The 17,971-nt window shown below is 33.7% G+C and carries 14 protein-coding genes; 5 read left to right on the top strand and 9 right to left on the bottom strand.

Features of this window, described 5'->3' with window-relative positions; all coding sequences use genetic code 11:
- The first annotated feature begins 56 nt into the window (after positions 1-56).
- Positions 57-2,330, top strand: a complete 2,274-nt coding sequence (locus OJ995_RS01745) for a helix-turn-helix domain-containing protein (RefSeq protein WP_264367862.1) — start codon at positions 57-59, stop codon at positions 2,328-2,330.
- On the opposite strand, the gene OJ995_RS01750 is transcribed toward OJ995_RS01745, so the two are convergent.
- Both OJ995_RS01750 and OJ995_RS01755 read right to left on the bottom strand, forming a co-directional pair.
- On the bottom strand, positions 2,327-2,719 hold the full coding sequence (locus OJ995_RS01750; RefSeq protein ID WP_264367863.1) for a DoxX family membrane protein: 393 nt from the start codon (positions 2,717-2,719) through the stop codon (positions 2,327-2,329). The genes OJ995_RS01745 and OJ995_RS01750 overlap by 4 nt on opposite strands.
- Before the next feature lie 2 nt (positions 2,720-2,721).
- On the bottom strand, positions 2,722-3,873 hold the full coding sequence (locus OJ995_RS01755; RefSeq protein ID WP_264367864.1) for a DNA polymerase III subunit: 1,152 nt from the start codon (positions 3,871-3,873) through the stop codon (positions 2,722-2,724).
- 157 nt (positions 3,874-4,030) lie between these two features.
- Between OJ995_RS01755 and OJ995_RS01760 the strand changes: the two genes are divergently transcribed.
- The 4 genes from OJ995_RS01760 to OJ995_RS01775 all read left to right on the top strand — a co-directional run bounded on the left by OJ995_RS01760 (position 4,031) and on the right by OJ995_RS01775 (position 8,305).
- Positions 4,031-5,218 (top strand): phosphoglycerate kinase, encoded by a 1,188-nt coding sequence (locus tag OJ995_RS01760; protein WP_264367865.1) that lies wholly within the window; start codon positions 4,031-4,033, stop codon positions 5,216-5,218.
- 65 nt (positions 5,219-5,283) lie between these two features.
- Complete coding sequence (locus OJ995_RS01765) at positions 5,284-6,822, top strand: lytic transglycosylase domain-containing protein (protein ID WP_264367866.1); 1,539 nt, start codon at positions 5,284-5,286, stop codon at positions 6,820-6,822.
- Between the two features lie 16 nt (positions 6,823-6,838).
- A complete protein-coding gene (locus tag OJ995_RS01770; protein WP_264367867.1) occupies positions 6,839-7,822 on the top strand; it encodes a DUF4837 family protein in 984 nt (327 codons plus the stop codon).
- Between the two features lie 36 nt (positions 7,823-7,858).
- A complete protein-coding gene (locus OJ995_RS01775) occupies positions 7,859-8,305 on the top strand; it encodes a GNAT family N-acetyltransferase (protein ID WP_264367868.1) in 447 nt (148 codons plus the stop codon).
- Here the strand turns inward: OJ995_RS01775 and OJ995_RS01780 are convergent, their stop codons facing one another.
- The 7 genes from OJ995_RS01780 to OJ995_RS01810 form a co-directional block, all read right to left on the bottom strand.
- Complete coding sequence (locus OJ995_RS01780; RefSeq protein WP_264367869.1) at positions 8,306-9,157, bottom strand: OmpA family protein; 852 nt, start codon at positions 9,155-9,157, stop codon at positions 8,306-8,308. It lies immediately after the preceding gene.
- Between the two features lies 1 nt (position 9,158).
- Positions 9,159-10,793 carry a S41 family peptidase gene (locus tag OJ995_RS01785; protein WP_264367870.1) on the bottom strand — a complete coding sequence of 545 codons (1,635 nt, stop codon included), beginning with the start codon at positions 10,791-10,793 and terminating at the stop codon, positions 9,159-9,161.
- A 71-nt stretch (positions 10,794-10,864) separates the two neighbouring features.
- The gene (rnpA, locus tag OJ995_RS01790) at positions 10,865-11,236 is read right to left on the bottom strand and encodes a ribonuclease P protein component (RefSeq protein ID WP_264367871.1); all 372 of its coding nucleotides are present in this window, start codon (positions 11,234-11,236) and stop codon (positions 10,865-10,867) included.
- A gap of 24 nt (positions 11,237-11,260) precedes the next feature.
- Positions 11,261-11,950: a hypothetical protein gene (locus tag OJ995_RS01795; RefSeq protein ID WP_264367872.1), complete on the bottom strand. Its 690-nt coding sequence runs from the start codon at positions 11,948-11,950 to the stop codon at positions 11,261-11,263.
- Positions 11,951-12,090: 140 nt separating this feature from the next.
- A complete protein-coding gene (locus OJ995_RS01800) occupies positions 12,091-14,211 on the bottom strand; it encodes an elongation factor G (protein ID WP_264367873.1) in 2,121 nt (706 codons plus the stop codon).
- 150 nt (positions 14,212-14,361) lie between these two features.
- Positions 14,362-16,242 (bottom strand): M1 family metallopeptidase, encoded by a 1,881-nt coding sequence (locus OJ995_RS01805; RefSeq protein ID WP_264367874.1) that lies wholly within the window; start codon positions 16,240-16,242, stop codon positions 14,362-14,364.
- 78 nt (positions 16,243-16,320) lie between these two features.
- A complete protein-coding gene (locus OJ995_RS01810; RefSeq protein WP_264367875.1) occupies positions 16,321-17,913 on the bottom strand; it encodes a S8 family peptidase in 1,593 nt (530 codons plus the stop codon).
- Positions 17,914-17,971 lie beyond the last annotated feature (58 nt).

A 17,971-nucleotide genomic window follows, 5' to 3' on the forward strand; every position in this document is an offset into this window, starting at 1 on the left:
GGACTTTTTTATTTCTGTTCGTTTCTATATATTTGTTTTTTAAAATTTTACGCCATATGGAACCATTATCAGCCGCAGCCACTTACACCCTTAGATTTATTAATCAAACCAATAAATCCATCTTCCTTACCGGAAAAGCAGGAACCGGAAAAACCACACTTTTAAAAGAAATTATCGCTACGACACATAAAAATACGGTTGTTGTAGCACCTACAGGAATTGCCGCTTTGAATGCAAATGGCGTAACCATTCATTCGATGTTTCAATTACCTTTTGCTGCTTTCATCCCTGATAATAAGCAACTTCCACACTTTTCCGACACCGTAAAATTCGAAAATCGCGATTCGTTAGGACGTCATTTTAAGATGAATAACGTGAAACGTTCAGTAATTCGAAATATGGAATTGTTGGTAATTGATGAAGTATCTATGTTGCGTGCTGATGTATTAGATGCCATGGATTTTATGATGCGAAAAGTACGCAGAAATGAAAGACCTTTCGGTGGGGTTCAAGTTCTTTTTATAGGAGATTTATTACAATTACCACCAGTAGTGAAAAATGAAGAATGGGAAATGCTAAAGAATTATTATCGTGGTATGTTCTTTTTTCATTCGCACATTATTCAACAATATCCGCCTTTATACATCGAATTAGATAAAATTTTCCGCCAAACCGATGCTGAGTTTATTGATGTTTTGAACAATTTACGTCATAATAGAATCACTTCGGATGATGTTAAAATTCTGAATCAATTTGTACAACCCAATTTTGATCTGAAGAAAAATAAAGGTTTCATCATTTTAACCACGCATAATTCCAAAGCAGATACAATAAATGCAAAATCTTTAGAAGATTTAGAAGGAAAGCAATTCACCTATTTACCAGAAATCACAGCTGATTTTCCAGAAAAAATTTATCCGTTAGAAGAAAAATTGCAACTTAAAGTCGGAGCGCAAGTCATGTTTATTAAAAACGATTTGAATTTCGAAAAACAATTCTTCAACGGAAAAATGGGCGTTATCAGTTCGTTAACCGAAAAAGAAATTTTTGTTCACTTTCCCGAAGAAAACAAAACGATTGAAGTAGAACGCTACGAATGGCAAAATATTCGCTACAAAGTCAACGAAAATACTAAAGAAATTGAAGAAGAAGTCATTGGAACTTTTGTCCACTACCCTATCAAATTGGCTTGGGCAATTACCGTTCATAAAAGTCAAGGCTTAACTTTTGACAAAGCAGCGCTCGATGTATCGCAAGTTTTTGCGCCCGGACAAGCGTATGTGGCTTTATCGCGTTTACGTTCGTTAAAAGGGCTTATTTTACTGTCTCCGCTGCGAATGAATGGTATTTCGAGCGATAAAGAAGTACTCAATTATGCCGAAAACAAAGCTTCCGAAGAAATTTTGCAACATTCGTTAGCTAAAGAAACGTTGTTTTTTTGGCTGAATACTTTGCTTAATTCATTTGATTTCAAAGAATTAGGTCAAGAATGGCGCAATCATTTGTTTAGTTACAATTCCGAAGCACCAAAATCGCCAAAAACGAAGCATAACAATTGGGCAAAAAACCAACAAGAAAAAATCGCCGAAATTTTAGAACCTTCTGGAAAATTTCTATCGCAATTGCAGAAAATTTTCTACGATGAAAATTTGGATGTGAATTTCGTGAAGGATCGATGTGATGCGGCTTATCAATATTTTTTTAAAACGTTAGATGCTGTCGCAGAAGAATTGTTGTTGAAAATCGAAGAAGTAAAACGCATCAAAAAAGTAAAAGCATTTTATGATGAATTGTTAGTTCTAGAAGAGCTTCAAATTAAAGCGATTTTACAACTTAAAAAAGCAAAATTATTAACGAATATCATTGTCGAAGGAAAAGAAATTTCGAAGAAAAATTTAATTTCGGAAGACATGAGTACCTACAAAATCAATAAATTAGTAGTTGTGGCAGAACGCTTTAGAACTTCTCACGCTGCTTTAGTAGAAGACGATGAAGACGTTTCGTATTACACCGATTCGAAAAAGAAAAAAACAAAAGAGCCAAAGAAATCTACTATCGAAGATACTTTGGAATTGTGGAAGCAAAACTTATCGATTTACGAAATTGCAAAGCAACGAAAGCTCACTCCACAAACTATCTACAACCATTTTACCAAGTTGATTCAAATGGAAATCGTGCAACTTTCCGACATTTTAGCAGAAGATAAAATTTCAGAATTAAAAGCGGCTTTTAAAGATTTTAAAGGCGAAAGTTTAGGCGAATTAAAAGAAATTCACGGCGATAAATTTACCTGGGACGAGTTGAGATTGTATAAAGCGAGTTTGGGTTAATTCAACCAAAAAACCGCCATAACTGCTGGAATAAAATAAATTACAATGGTTCTTGCCCCATCATAATCTTTCGCTAAACGTTGTCCAAAAAGCAACATAAGCAAAGTAATACAAGATACAATAGCACCATAAAAACCTAGCCCACCAGTAACGGCTGGCTCAGCAATTAATTGAATTATTCCAGAAACACACAATACACCAGCAACAATTTCTAAGATTAAAATTGTCATTAAAGCAAAAGGAACTTGTTTTGCTAAAATAGTATTAGCAAAATGACCAGTTAACCATTCTACATTGCCTTTCCAATCTTTAATTTTATCATATCCAGATTGTAAGAAAGTAATTGCTAATAAAGCTAAAACTAATAATTGTGGAGCTACTTGTGTCATAATTATGCGTTTTTGTGGATTAATCGAGTTAATTTTATAGATAAATCGGTTAAGATGATCTTGCTATTTCCGTTGCGTTCAATGTGGTAAATAGCGTCTTCTAATTCTTTGTAAATATCTGTAATATTTGCACCATTTACAAACGGAGCAAACTTTTCTAATTCAAATTTAGGCACTTTTGTTTCTAAAAACACCAAATCATTTGCCTTATAATTCACTAATAAAGCTTGTCTGAAGAAGTGAATACAATAATGTAAAAATTGTTTTTGCGTTTCTCTTCCAGTGGATGCAATGTTTTCGCTCCAAGCAATTAAATCGTTGATGGCAGCGGCATTTCCTTTGGCACGAAAAGCACTTCTCACCCATTCTACAAACCATTCGTCAAAAGGATATTCATCATCCTCTTTTCGTAAAATATGCAACGCTTTGTTATAATTTCCTTCGCTTTGATGCGCGATTTTTTTAGCAATAGTTGGCTCACAATTTTCACGTGAAACCAAAGCTTCTGCAATTACACTTTCGCTCAAGCCAATAAAATCAATCACTTGACAACGCGACAAAATCGTTTGTAACATATCGCTTGTGCTTTCGGTAATTAAAATAAAAACGGTTTTAGCTGGCGGTTCTTCTAATAATTTTAATAATTTATTTGCCGAAGGACCATTCATTTTATCGGCCATCCAAATGATCATTACTTTGTAACCGCCTTCATAAGCTTTTAATGCTAATTTTTTGTTGATTTCTGTTGCTTCATCAACTCCAATTAAACCTTGCTTGTTCTGAATTCCAAGGTTTTTCAACCAATCAAACAAACTTCCATAAGGACTTTCAGTTAAAAATTGGCGCCATTCTACCATGAAATTATCACTAACCGCATGACTTTTAACGCTATCAGTTCCTGCAACAGGAAAAACAAAATGTAAATCGGGATGCGAAAAATGTTCGAATTTTAGGTTACAAGTGGAGTTTTCGCCTACATTTTCTCCGCCAACATTGCCACACAAAATATATTGCGCATATGCAATCGCCATAGGAAGCGTTCCGCAACCTTCGGGTCCCACAAACAACTGAGCGTGCGGAATTCTTCCAGCTTCGGCACTCTTAGTTAGGTGATTTTTAATATGTTCTTGTCCTAAAATATCTTTGAAAAGCATGGAACAAACCTAATCAAAAATTACCAAAATTGGTATAAAAGAAATCAAAAAGTTGGTTTTAAAAGAATTTAAAAAAATGCAAAATATGATATTTGTTATAAAGATTTAAATTACAATAATTTATATTTGCATTCGCTCAAATTAAAATTCGACACAAATGAAAACACTTAACGACTTCAATTTCAATAATAAAAAAGCAATTATCCGAGTAGACTTTAATGTGCCTTTAGATGAAAATTTTAAAGTTACAGATGCTACAAGAATCGAGGCAGCAAAGCCTACAATTGACAAAATATTGAAAGATGGTGGAAGTGTAATTTTAATGAGTCACTTAGGAAGACCAAAAGGAGTTGAAGCGAAATATTCGTTACAACACATTGTTGCAAAAACGGAAGAAATTTTAGGTCAAAAAGTACATTTTGCTTCGGATTGTATTGGAGAAATTGCTGAAAATGCAGCAAAAAATCTTCAACCGGGCGAAATTTTATTATTAGAAAACTTACGTTTTTATGCCGAAGAAGAAAAAGGAGATGTTGAATTCTCAAAAAAATTAGCTTCTTTAGGTGATATTTATGTGAACGATGCTTTTGGAACAGCTCACAGAGCACATGCTTCAACTACTATTATTGCGCAATTTTTTCAAGATGCGAAATGCTTCGGTTATTTGTTAGCTAAAGAAATTGAAAGCATCGAAAAAGTATTAAAAAATTCTGAAAAACCTGTGGTTGCGATTTTAGGAGGAAGTAAAGTTTCTTCAAAAATCACAGTAATTGAAAATATTTTAGATAAAGTAAACCACATGATTATTGGTGGTGGAATGACGTTTACGTTTATAAAAGCATTAGGTGGAAAAATCGGAAATTCAATTTGTGAAGACGATAAATTAGAATTGGCAATCGAAATTTTAAAACAAGCTAAAGAAAAAGGTGTTCAAATTCATTTACCAGTTGATGTTGTTGCTGCCGATGCCTTTTCAAATAACGCCAATACACAAGTGGTAGATGTGAATAAAATTCCTGACGGTTGGCAAGGTTTAGACGCAGGTCCAAAATCGTTAGAAATTATCAAACGCATAATCTTAGATTCTAAAACTATTCTTTGGAACGGTCCATTAGGTGTTTTTGAAATGGAAAATTTTGCAAACGGAACAATTTCGTTAGGAGAATATATTGCAGAATCAACTGCAAATGGTGCTTTTTCACTTGTTGGTGGTGGCGATAGTGTTGCGGCTGTAAAACAATTTGGATTAGAGCCAAAGATGAGTTACGTTTCTACCGGCGGTGGAGCGATGTTAGAAATGCTGGAAGGTAGAACCTTACCTGGAATTGCAGCTATTTTAGATTAAGAATACAATAAAACGCTGGTTATTAAGTTATTAATGATTAGCATGCCCCAAAAACAAAAAACAGAATGAAAAAAATTTTAATAATAACATCTCTTTTTCTGTCGCTTTTTAGCTTTGCACAGGAAACAGCAGAAAAGGAAAATATACTTCCGTTACCAAAGATGTCCTATTTAGATTCTTTGAAAACAACCTTTGTAAATCATAGTACTAGCAATTGTATTGATGAAAGATGGTTGACGGAATTAGCGAATTTCGAGCTATCGAATGACATGTATACCGATATTTCCTCAATAGATATCGATACAGAAGTTAGCTATGATCTTTCGACCGATTTACTAAAGAAGCGTTTAGCAAAAATGGATGCTAAATCGCCTTTTAATATCGAATATCATCCTGCTCTGGAAAACACGATTAAGGCATTTTTGAAAAATCGTCCGAAAGCATTTGAGCGTTTAATGGCGATTTCAGAATATTATTTCCCAATGTTTGAAGAGCATTTAGCAAAATATAACATTCCGTTAGAATTGAAATATTTGGCTATTGTTGAATCGGCATTAAATCCAAGAGCTAAATCAAGAGTTGGCGCTTCTGGTTTGTGGCAATTTATGTACCCAACAGGAAAACAATACAATTTAGAAGTTACTTCTTATGTTGATGAGCGATACGATCCATTAAAAGCAACGGAAGCAGCTTGTCAATATTTATCAAGTTTATACGGAATTTTTGGTGATTGGAGCATGGTTTTAGCAGCTTATAACTGCGGACCAGGAAATGTTTCAAAAGCGATTCGTCGTTCGGGCGGAAGTCAAAATTATTGGAACATTCGTAAAAATCTACCTAAAGAAACTGCAAATTATGTTCCTGCCTTTTTAGCTACTTTTTACATATACGAGTTCAAAAAAGAGCACGGAATTATGCCTAAAAAAGCGCCATTAACTTATTTTGAGACCGATACGATTATGGTGAAAAAGCAAATGTCGTTCAAACATATTGCGGAGTTATTGGATATTTCGGAAGAGCAATTAGAGTTTTTAAATCCGATTTATAAATTAAAGGTAATTCCGTTTGATGCAGATGAACCGCACTACTTGCGTTTGCCAAAAAATAAAATGGGATTATTTGTTTCTAACGAAGAGAAAATTTACGCTTATTTGAATTATTTAGAAACCTATAAAGAAAAAACAAAATCGGAATTTATTACTTCCACTTCAAAAGATTCGATAGCATCTAACGCGGATTCCACATATGTAAGTAAACCTAAATTTGAGCGAAAAACACAGTTTCACACCATCAAAAGTGGTGAAAGTTTAGGAAAAATTGCCGATAAGTATAATGTTTCCATAACTGAACTAAAAAAATGGAATAGCATAAAGGGAAATACCATACAGGCAGGAAAAAAATTAAAAATTTATTCGGATAAAAAAGTAATCGTTAAAACAGAGTCTAAATCTAATAATGACGGGACTTATACGGTTAAAAGTGGCGATTCGTTATTCTCAATTTCAAAACAATTTCCAGGCGTTTCCATAGAAGATATTAAAAAATGGAACGATATTAGCGGTGATAATATTCAACCTGGAATGAAATTAAAAATTAACGGATAATAAATTGTTCTAACCCATGAAAAAATTAGTAGTTTTAACTTTTGTAGCCCTATCGTTTTTGTCTTGTAAAGAAACTTCTAAAGAAGACACGCAAGCCATTTTATCAGAATCAAATGGAAAAATCAATAATGTTTCGATTATTATAGATGATAACTTGTGGAACGGAGAAATAGGTGATAGTATTCGTAAAAAATTTGCTGCTCCAGTAGATGGTTTGCCACAAGAAGAGCCATTATTCACCTTAAATCAATATCCAACAAAAGTTTTTGAAGGGTTTGTTCGTAAAAGCCGTAATATTATTGTTGTGAAGAAAGGGAAAGAAGCTAGTTTTACTTCAACTACTAATAAATTTGCTAAACCGCAAAATATATTTTTTATTTCTGGAAGTGATACAGAAGATGTTTTAAATGTTCTCGAAGAAAAATCGGCAGAGATTATCAAAACAATTAAAGCTGCTGAAATTATTGAGAATCAAATTCGAATGAAAAAATCATTAGTTCCAGATACTAAATTACAAGATAAATTTGGAATAAGCTTGCAAATTGGTTTTGGATATAAATATGACATGGTAAAAGATAATTTCATTTGGTTAAGAAAAGAATTTACCTCAGGTTATAACAGTATTTTAATTTATCAGGTTCCAATTGAAAAAGTAGAAAAAGATAACAATATCATCGCTAACATTACAGCAATGCGTGATGAAATTGGAAAAGCCAACATTCACGGAACATTACCAAATACTTGGATGATTACAGAAGCAGCTTATGCTCCTTATTTATTTGATGTAACCGTTGACGGTAAAAAAACCTATTTAACTAAAGGAACTTGGGAATTGAAAAACGATTTCATGGCAGGTCCTTTTGTGAACTACGCAATCAAAGACACAAAAAATAACCGCTATTTAATTTTGGAAGGATTCACTTATAATCCGTCAAAATCGAAGCGTGATTTGGTTTTCGAGTTGGAAGCGATTATTCAATCGGTTAAGTTTTTAAAATAATATCAAGTTCCCGATTAAGGGAACTTCTTTTTTAATATGGAAATATCATTCAAAATAAAGCGATTTAACGAACTTTCTACATTCGAACTATATTCTTTACTGCAACTTCGCTCAGAAGTATTCGTAGTGGAGCAAAATTGCGTTTATCAAGACATTGATGGTAAAGACGAGAAGGCAATTCACGTTTTAGGGTATTTCAACGGCGATTTGGCTGCATATTCTCGTTTGTTCAACAAAGGCTATTATTTTGATGAAACTTCGATTGGACGAGTTGCGGTAAGCCCAAAATACCGCGATAAAAAATTCGGACATGACTTAATGCGCGTTTCAATTGAATCTATAAAAGAAAATTTCGATGAAACTGCCATTACGATTTCCGCTCAAGAATATCTGAAAAAATTCTACGAATCACACGGATTTATCCAAACTAGCGAAATGTATTTAGAAGACGATATTCCGCATATTCAGATGAAGAAAAAATAACTATTTCTTCGGTTCTACCGGAACCACATCGTTTTTAGTAATTAAAAGCTCTACTCTTCTATCTAAAGTGCTGCCTTTTTTCAAAGATTGGGTGTTGCCGTATCCTTTGTAAGTCATACGAGTTTTACTTATACGTTTCATCAAAAAGTAATTATATACTCTTTTAGCGCGATTTATTGATAATTCTCGTTTTTTTGTATCGCGATCAACAGCCTCTTTTTGGAAGGTTGGTGTACAACAAACATGACCTTGAATTTCGAAATGGATGTTTTTGTATTTGTGTAATTCTAATGCAATTCGGTCTAACTCTTTCTTGGCTTTATAAGTTAATTGGCTACTGCCTCTTTCAAATAAAACATGATCTAAATAAATTCTATCACCTACAATTCGGTCTTTTTTAATTGTACTATAAACACCAGGAATTTTAAAATCTTCAATTACAATAGGTTTGAAATTTACCACTACATCTACTCTTCGATTTTTAGAGCGCGCTTCAGGAACATTGGTTTGCATGTCTTCATCAAGCATAATTCTACCTTTTCCTTCAAGTGTAATGATAATTTTACTTTTAATTCCTTTTTCAATCAGTTTATCTTTAACTGTATTGGCTCTATTTGTAGATAAAGTATAGTTATAAGCGTCTTTACCTCGATCATCACAATACCCAAAAATCTGAACCGATTCGATGCGCGAAGTGTCGATTTTGCTAACAAAAGCAACTACGGCATCGGCTTGTTCTTCCTTTAAATTGTATTTGTCAAATTCGAAAAATATCGAGTGTACTTCTTCATCTTCTTGAGCAAATGAAACTACTGAAAATAATAAAAATAGTAGGGAAAGTAAACGTGTCATCTTATTTTTTTAATATTGATTTGTATTGCGTTTGATTGTTTAATAAAGCAATGGCTTTTTCAATTTCTAAGTTTTCTTTTGTGTAAAATAGATATAAACCTTCGCGATATTGGTAACGTGTAATTAAATCTTCCTGAATCAGTTTTTTGATTTGGTTCTTGTTTTTGTCCAATTCTATTTCCTGATTTTTCTCTATAGCCAACTCTAATTGTTTGTATTCATTTGAAATTTGAGTGTCTATTTTTTCTTTTTTAGCCGTTTCAAGCACGTTTTTAAGCGCTTTGTTAGTTTCGGTATCTAAACTGATCTTCTCTTGCTTTAAAAATGCTTTAAAAGCAACAAAATCAGCATCTGAAATGTTAGGAATTCCTGAAACGGTTGGGTTTTTATAATACCATTGCGTAGCAAAGTTAAAAATAGCATCCGTTTTAATAACTGCATCCGTTATTGTTGCTGTTTTGGTTTCTTCAATTTCCATATCGGGTAAAACACCACCGCCATCATAAACGGTTCTTCCAGCTTTGGTTTTAAAGGCATTGAATTCGTTTTGCGATTTCTTAATAGCTTTTCCGTTTTCGTCTTTTTTCGAATAATCCAAAGCTTGAATACATCTTCCAGAAGGAGTGTAATATCTCGAAATCGTTACTTTAACTTGCGTTCCATAAGACAAATCTAATGGACGTTGTACCAATCCTTTTCCAAAACTTCTGGTACCTAAAATCACACCTCTATCTAAATCCTGAATCGCACCCGCTACAATTTCCGAAGCCGAAGCACTTTTTCCATCCACAATAACCGCAATCGGAATTTCTAAATCGATAGGTTCGTTTTTGGTACGATATTCTAAATTGTGTTTTGGATTTTTCGATTTTGTGGTTACAATCAATTCGTTTTTAGGAACAAAAAGATTGCAAATATTCACAGCTTCATGCAATAAACCACCAGGATTTCCTCTTAAATCTAAAATGATTTTGTTAGCGCCTTGTTTTTTCAATTCTAATAACGCTGCTTTGGTTTCAAAGCTCGCCTTTTCAGTAAATTTCGTTAAAACAATGTAACCTGTGTTGTCTTTTAAAAGCGAGAAAAATGGAACCGCTTTAATTTCAACATCATCTAATATAATAGTGGCGTTCTGCGTTTTTCCTTGACGAATGTATTGAATTTCAACCTTCGTGTTTTTTGCGCCACGAAACAATTGCGAAGCATCTTCTTTGTATTCTTTTAGGCTAATGTCTCCAATTTGAATTACTTCATCACCAGCTTTTAAACCGGCTTTATCGGCTGGAAATCCTTTGTAAATTTCTTTTAGAAAAACTTTTCCTTCCTTGCGTTGCACCATAGCGCCAATGCCAGTGTATTCTCCCGTATTGTTGATTTTGAATTTTAAAACGTCTTGTTCGTTAAAGAAAACTGTGTACGGATCTAATTCTTTCAACATGTTTTTTATGGCGTTATCCATCATTTCACCTGGATTGGTTTCGTCCACGTAATTTTGGTTAACGGTTTTGAAAAGTCCAGTAAAGATTTCGATTTGCTTGGCAATTTCAAAAAAGTCGTTCTTGAAACTAACACCAACAAATAAGAAACCCGCAGCCAGAACAGGAATGATAATTTTTCCTCTGAAATATTTTTTCATGTTGAAGTATTGAATTATACCAGTTTACGAAAGTAAAGAATCTTGAGCAAAAATTAAACCAAAAGTGCAATTTACTTCTGCCTTTCGTTGAATTTTTGAAAAAGTTGGATGGTTTTCTCTTCGATTTCTTGATAGGAAAGTCGCTCTTTTGTTTGATAGAAAAACATAAACGCATGTGGTTTTTCTAAATTATCAATCAAAAGATGCTTGTTTAAACGATAGGTTTCGCGCAAAACACGTTTGAAATAATTGCGATCTACCGCTTTTTTAAAGTATTTTTTTGATACTGAAACACCCATTTTAATTAGTTCGGCATTTGGCTCCGTATTTTCAACATAAACTAAACGTAATGGGTATTTTGAAACCGATTTCCCTTCTGAAAACAACAAGTCAATCGTAGTTTTGCTTTTTAATTTTTCGTGTTTGGGATAAGTGAATTTCATGGAGCAAAGTTAGAAAACTTTAAACTAAGATGTGTATTTAAGTTTTAATTCTTCTTGTAGTATTACAAATTTGTAAAAAGTGAAGTTGGAAATTCCAAACAAAATAATGGTTAACATTCTTAAAATTTCATCAGGATAGTAATACTTGTTGATTAAGAAAACTCCAATTTGAATCACAAACAAAATGGCGCTTATAATTAACCAATATAACCTTTTCTTATCTTGAAACAGGAAATTATAAGCAGCCATTCCGCCAATGAAAGATGTTAAAAATCCGTTTACAACCCATGGATAAAAATCTATTTTCACTTCGCTTTCTATCAAAAGTAACGCATACAGATAGATAAAAAAGAAAGGAATAGAAGCTAAAACTATCGCCAACCAATTTTTATTTTCAATACTTTTATAAACGATGATGAAGATTAATATGCGATAAGCAAGTGAAATGATAGCTCCAATAAAATTAAAGAAAGGCGTATTTTCTCTAAAGAATAAATAGGCAAAAAAGAACAAAATTAAAGCGCTAAAATAGAGCGTGCTTTTGATTTTTGAAGCAAGAAAATACATTAAAATAAGAAGCGGAATCCGAATACTACCTAACAGAAATTCAAGAATGGGAAATGATTTCAAATCAAAAAAGGAAAAGGCAACAACCACTAAAATGTATAGTAATGTTAATTGCGATACCGTTTTATTTTTATCTAAAATTTCCACCGTTTTATTTTTTATACTAATTTACTAATAATCAGTAGTAAATTTTTTAATTTTTAATTTTATTTTTTAAAACGTTAAAAATACGCACAAAAAAAGCTTCCTCGATTTGAAGAAGCTTTTCCAGAATCAAAATTCATTCATTATTCAGATAAAACCGCATTGCTTATAACTAAACTTTCCTGAACATGAGTTGGAACCAGTTGATAATTACTAAATTCCAATTTGAATTTTGCTTTTCCTTGTGTTAATGAACGAAGTGTTGAGCCGTAATCTTTGAGTTCAGCTAGTGGCACTTCGGAAATAATTTTTTGATAATGACCATCGGTGTCCATGCCTTGAATGATGGCTCTTCGGGTTTGTAAATCGCCCATAACGTCGCCGGTGTAGGCATCTTCGCAAAGCACCTCAAGTTGATAATAAGGCTCTAAAAGCTGAGGTCTTGCTTCGTTAAAAGCTTCTTTAAACGCATGAGAAGCGGCCAATTGGAACGAAATATCATTGCTATCTACAGCATGCATTTTACCATCGTAAATACAAACGCGAATGTTTTGACAATTAGAACCCGTTAACGGACCTTCGGTCATGGATTGCATGATGCCTTTTTTGATAGCAGTAGCGTATCTATTATCAATAGCGCCACCTACAATACACCAATAGAACGCAAATTTTCCACCCCATGGCAATTCCTCAATTTCTTTGTTGCGAACGTTTACGCCTTGTGGTTCTGGCATATCATCATAATAAGGCTCGATCGTTAAATGAACTTCACCAAATTGTCCAGCACCGCCACTTTGTTTTTTATGACGGTATTCAGCTTTTGCGGCTTTAGTTATGGTTTCACGATAAGGCACTTTTGGTTCTTCAAAAACGATTTCGATATTGTTTTCATTTTCAACACGATGTTTGATTAAATCCAAATGCAATTGTCCTTGACCGTTAACAATAGTTTGTTTTAATTCCGAAGATTGTTCCACTTTAAAAGTCAAATCTTCTTCTTCAATTTGATGGAATGCTTTAATCATTTTTTCCATATCGGCAAGATTAGCAGTAGCAACCGCTTTTCTAATTCTGCTATCAGGAAATTGCATTTTTCTTACTTTTCTTTCTACACCTTTAGCATTCAATGTGTTGTTTGAATGTCCAAATTTCAATCGAACAGTTACACCCAAATCTCCTGCAACTAATTTTTCTACTGAAGTTCTTTGTTTACCTTCGGCTACGAATAATTGAGTTAAGCGTTCAGTTTCTCCGTTATCGGCATTAACTAATTCATCGCCAGCATTCAATTCGCCAGAAAGCACTTTGAAATACGAAACCATTCCCACTTGAGGTTCAGAAAGCGTTTTATAAATAAAAATTGTGGTTTTGTCTGAAGCATCGCATTTTAATTCGACACCATTTTCTAATTTTTTGGCTGGTCTGTCAGCTGGAGATGGTGCAATATCATCAATAAATCCCATGATTCTTCCGCTTCCCATATCTTTCAATCCCGAAGCACAGAAAACAGGAAATATTTGTTGGTTAGCAAGCGCAATAGTTAATCCTTTTGCTAATTCGGTTTCGTCTAAATTACCTTTTTCGAAGTATTTTTCCATTAAACCTTCTTCATTTTCAGCAGCTGCTTCTACTAAGGCGTTATGAAGCGCGTTGGCTTTCTCTAATTCAGATTCTGGAATTGGCATTTTTTCTGGTTTTCCACCATTTTCTGGAAAAACATACATCGTCATGCGAAGAACATCGATAATACTATTGAATTTTTCACCTGAATTGTAAGGGAATTGAATCGGAATTACTTTATTCCCAAAGCGATTTACCGCTTGCTCTAAAGTAGTTTCAAAATCTGCTTTTGGTTGATCCATTTGATTGATAACAAGAAAAGCAGGCGTTTGATAGTTTTGAACGTATTCCCAAACAATTTCAGTTCCTACTTCTACGCCAGAAGCCGCATTTAGAAGAATTACAGCGGTATCGGCTACTTTAAGCGAAGAAACTACTTCACCAATAAAATCGTCGAAACCTGGAGTGTCTATGATGTTGATTTTGTTGTTGTGCCATTTAACGTGCATTAAGTGGCTGTATAAGGTATTTTCTCTTTCGTGTTCTAAATCGGTAAAATCCGAAATGGTATTGTGATTTTCAACCGAACCACGGCGTGGAATTACGCCACTTTCAAATAACATGGTCTCGATAAAGGTGGTTTTTCCAGAACCTGAATGCCCAAGAAATACCACGTTTCTAATGTCTTTGGTTGCAATGCTCATGACTTTATTTTTTTTAAATGAATAACTAATTTTAATTGCATTTTTTGCACATTAAAATTACGAAAGACAAAACACGCAAATCATGACAATTATCATCTCAACGATTGAAAATGAACACAAAAAAAGCGACCCGAAAGTCGCTTTTAAATTTTATTTTTTTGGAAAGATATTATCTTCTTTATTTACATCTGCCATTAAGTTTTCTGGGTCAATGGTGATGGATTTTATTTTTGCTTTTGGTTTTGCAATTTCAAAAGTGAATGTTGGAAACGCCCAATCCCAACCTTTTAATACATTTCCTTTGATTCCTGCATACGGATTTGGTTTTTCCCAACGCATTAAAGTATTTGGAATGTAGAAAAATTCTTTGGTTCCGTCGGTGTATTCCACCATAACATCTAAAGGCATTGGCATTCTTCCTTTTCTTTCAAAAATCACTTTTGTATTAGCGGCATTCGCTTCAGAAACTTCTTTGATACCGTAATCGATAGTGTTAGTTGTTAATGTCCAATCTAACAAATACCAATCTAAATTAGCACCCGAAACTTTTTCCGCAACACGTTTGATGTCGTTTGGTGTTGGATGCGTAAATTTATACTCGTTGTAATATCGTTTGATGGTTTTGTTGAGGTTTTCTTGCCCAATTAAATAACCTAATTGTACCAAAAATACTTCTCCTTTACTATAAGCTGAAATACCATACGCCATATTCAAATCATAACGATCGGCGTGAGTGGATAACGGCTGTTCTTTCCCAGATTTTGCTAAATAAATGTAATTATTATATGCATCTTCATAAGGAACTTCAGGTTTTTTAGGAGGCAATACCTTGTTCATTGCTAAATTAGAAATGTACGAGGTAAATCCTTCGTCCATCCATTCGTGTTTGGTTTCATTAGTGGCTAAAACAAATTGGAACCATGAATGCGCCATTTCGTGAGCGGTTACACCAACTAAACTTCCAAAAGATCTATTTCCAGTGATTAAGGTACTCATACCATATTCCATTCCGCCATCACCACCTTGAATAACTGAATATTGTTTGTACGGATAAGGCCCAACATTTTCATTAAAAAACGCTAGTAATTCCGCAGTTTTAGGTTGCATTTTTTTCCAATTTTCTAAATTCTCTTTCTTGTTTTTGTACAAGAAATGCAATTCCACATTGTTTGGACCTAAAATCATATCGTGAATGAACTCGTTATCCGCTCCCCAAGCAAAATCATGCACGTTTGGTGCATAAAAATGCCAAGTTAGATTTTTGGTTTTCTTAGGATAAACGACTTGTACACCGGCATCTTGATAGCCATGACCGATTTCGTTTTTGTTTTGTAAATAACCTGTTCCACCAATCGTGTATGCTTTGTCAATCGTTATTTTCACATCAAAATTTCCCCAAACACCATGAAATTCTCTTGCGATGTATGGATTAGCGTGCCATCCTTCGAAATCATATTCGCATAATTTTGGATACCATTGTGTCATCGATAAAGCAACTCCTTCTTCAGAAATTCTTCCCGAACGTCGAATTTGTAACGGTACTTGACCATTAAAATCTAAGGAAAGTGTTGTTTTTTGTTTTGGTAAAATAGCTTTTGCTAATGTAACTTCTAAAATGGTTCCTACTACTTTTGTGGTTGCGGCAACACCATCTTGTTTGAAATTAGCGATGTTTAAATACCCAATTTCATTCGGTTTTAAAGTGCTAATTCTACTTTCTTTTACATCTTTACCTTCTTTTTTAAAGGTTTTCACCATTCGCTTATCAGGGTCAGAAATGGCTTGAAGTCTTGCATCCATTTCGCTTCCTGGTTGAAAAGCATTGTTGTACAAATGATAATATACTTTATGCAACGTATCATTTGAATTGTTGGTATACACAATTTCTTGTTTTCCCTTGTATTGGAATTTTTTCACATCCATATTTACCTCCATTTTATAGTCAACATGTTGTTGCCAATAGCCTGGATTTGGATTGTTTTGCGCCAATGTTAAAATTGGAAATAAACTTAAAAAAAGAAATTTTTTCATAGTTGCGTTTTAAAAGAAACCCTACAAGACGATGAAGCCTTGTAGGATTTTATAATAGTAATTTGATTTCAACAATTATTATTTAGCCATTTTAGCTGCTAAAACTAAAGCGTTGTATGCATTTACAATTCTTCCCGATTTTGAAGCATCAGCAAAATTAGTTTTGTGTTTGTCTTCACCAATGGTAACTGTGTTTTTCAAAGGCGTACCACTTTCCATGATGATTTGTTTTACTTGAACAGCTGTTAAACTTGGATAGTAAGAACGAATTAATGTTGCAACACCAGCCACGTTTGGAGAAGCCATTGAAGTTCCTTGTAAATATTCGTAAGTGTTTAACGGAGTAGTAGCATAAATTTTATCTCCTGGAGCATAAATATCTACATTGTTTTTTCCGTAGTTAGAAAAACTTGCCACCATTTTAGTTCCGTAAGATGGAGAAAGCGCTCCAATGATTAACACATTTTTAGCGAATTCAGGTGAATTATCATACGTGTCGTTTGGATATTTGTTAGTAACATCTAAATCATATGATTCGTTTCCTGCAGCAATAACTACTAAAACGTCTTTAGATTCAGCGTATTTAATTGCGTCCATAACCCATTCTTTGTGTTGCGAATAGTATTTTCCGAAAGAACCGTTGATTACTTTTGCACCATTATCCGCCGCATATCGAATAGCTAAAGCAATATCTTTATCATATTCATCTCCGTTTGGAACGGCTCTTAACGCCATTATTTGCGCATTGTTTGTAACACCATCACCACCTTTGTTGTTGCCTCTAACTTGAGCTACAATTCCAGCTACGTGAGTTCCGTGTTTTGCTTCTTTTGGTTCTGGACCTATTACGTTATTGTTACCGTATTTCGTATCTTTTAAATCATCTGGATTATCTCCCACAATTTTTCTACCATCAAAATCTACATTTAAGTTATAGTTAACTTGTCCGTAGATGTAATCTTTGAATTCTTCAATTTGTTTGTCAAAATCTGCTTTACTGCTATTACTTAAAACTTGAGTAAAAACAGCTTTAGCTTGAGATAAAGATGTTTCTGTTGCAGGAATTGCTTTTACTTCTTCTAAAGTAAAATTGCTCTTTTTGAAATAGCCAACCAATGCTTTTTCAGCATTAATAATGAAATCTAATTGTTGCTTTTGAGGTTGAATTCCTTTTATCTCTTCTGCCAATTCAGCTTTTGCTTTATCATATTCAGGAGTTCCAGGACCTTTCTTAACAATACGTGTCATTTCTAATTGTTCGTGAACAGCATTTCCTAAGAAATTCCACCCATGAATATCATCAATGTAGCCATTTTTGTCGTCGTCAATTCCGTTTCCTGCAATTTCTTTTGGATTGGTCCAAATCACTGCTTTTAAATCTTCATGGTTGATGTCCACACCAGAATCTACGATTCCAACGATAACTTTCTGCCCTTTTTTACCTTTAAGTAATTCTTTATAAGCTTTGTCTACACTCATTCCAGGAAGTGTATCTTTTACTAAGTCTAAATGACTCCAACGTTGCAAATCATTTTCAGCAACAGGAGTGGTTTTTAAAGGTAAGTTATCAATATTTTCAACCGGAGTTGATACCATTTTTTGTGATCCACAACTTGCTAAAACAAGTCCTAAAGCTAAGCTTAAATACAGTGGTCTAAAAATTTTCTTCATATTCTCAATTAATTAATTTCAGTTATTGGACTGAAGTATTTTGTATTTGTTACAATTA

It is taken from the genome of Flavobacterium lacisediminis (assembly GCF_025909975.1).
Classification (GTDB): Bacteria; Bacteroidota; Bacteroidia; order Flavobacteriales; family Flavobacteriaceae; genus Flavobacterium; species Flavobacterium lacisediminis.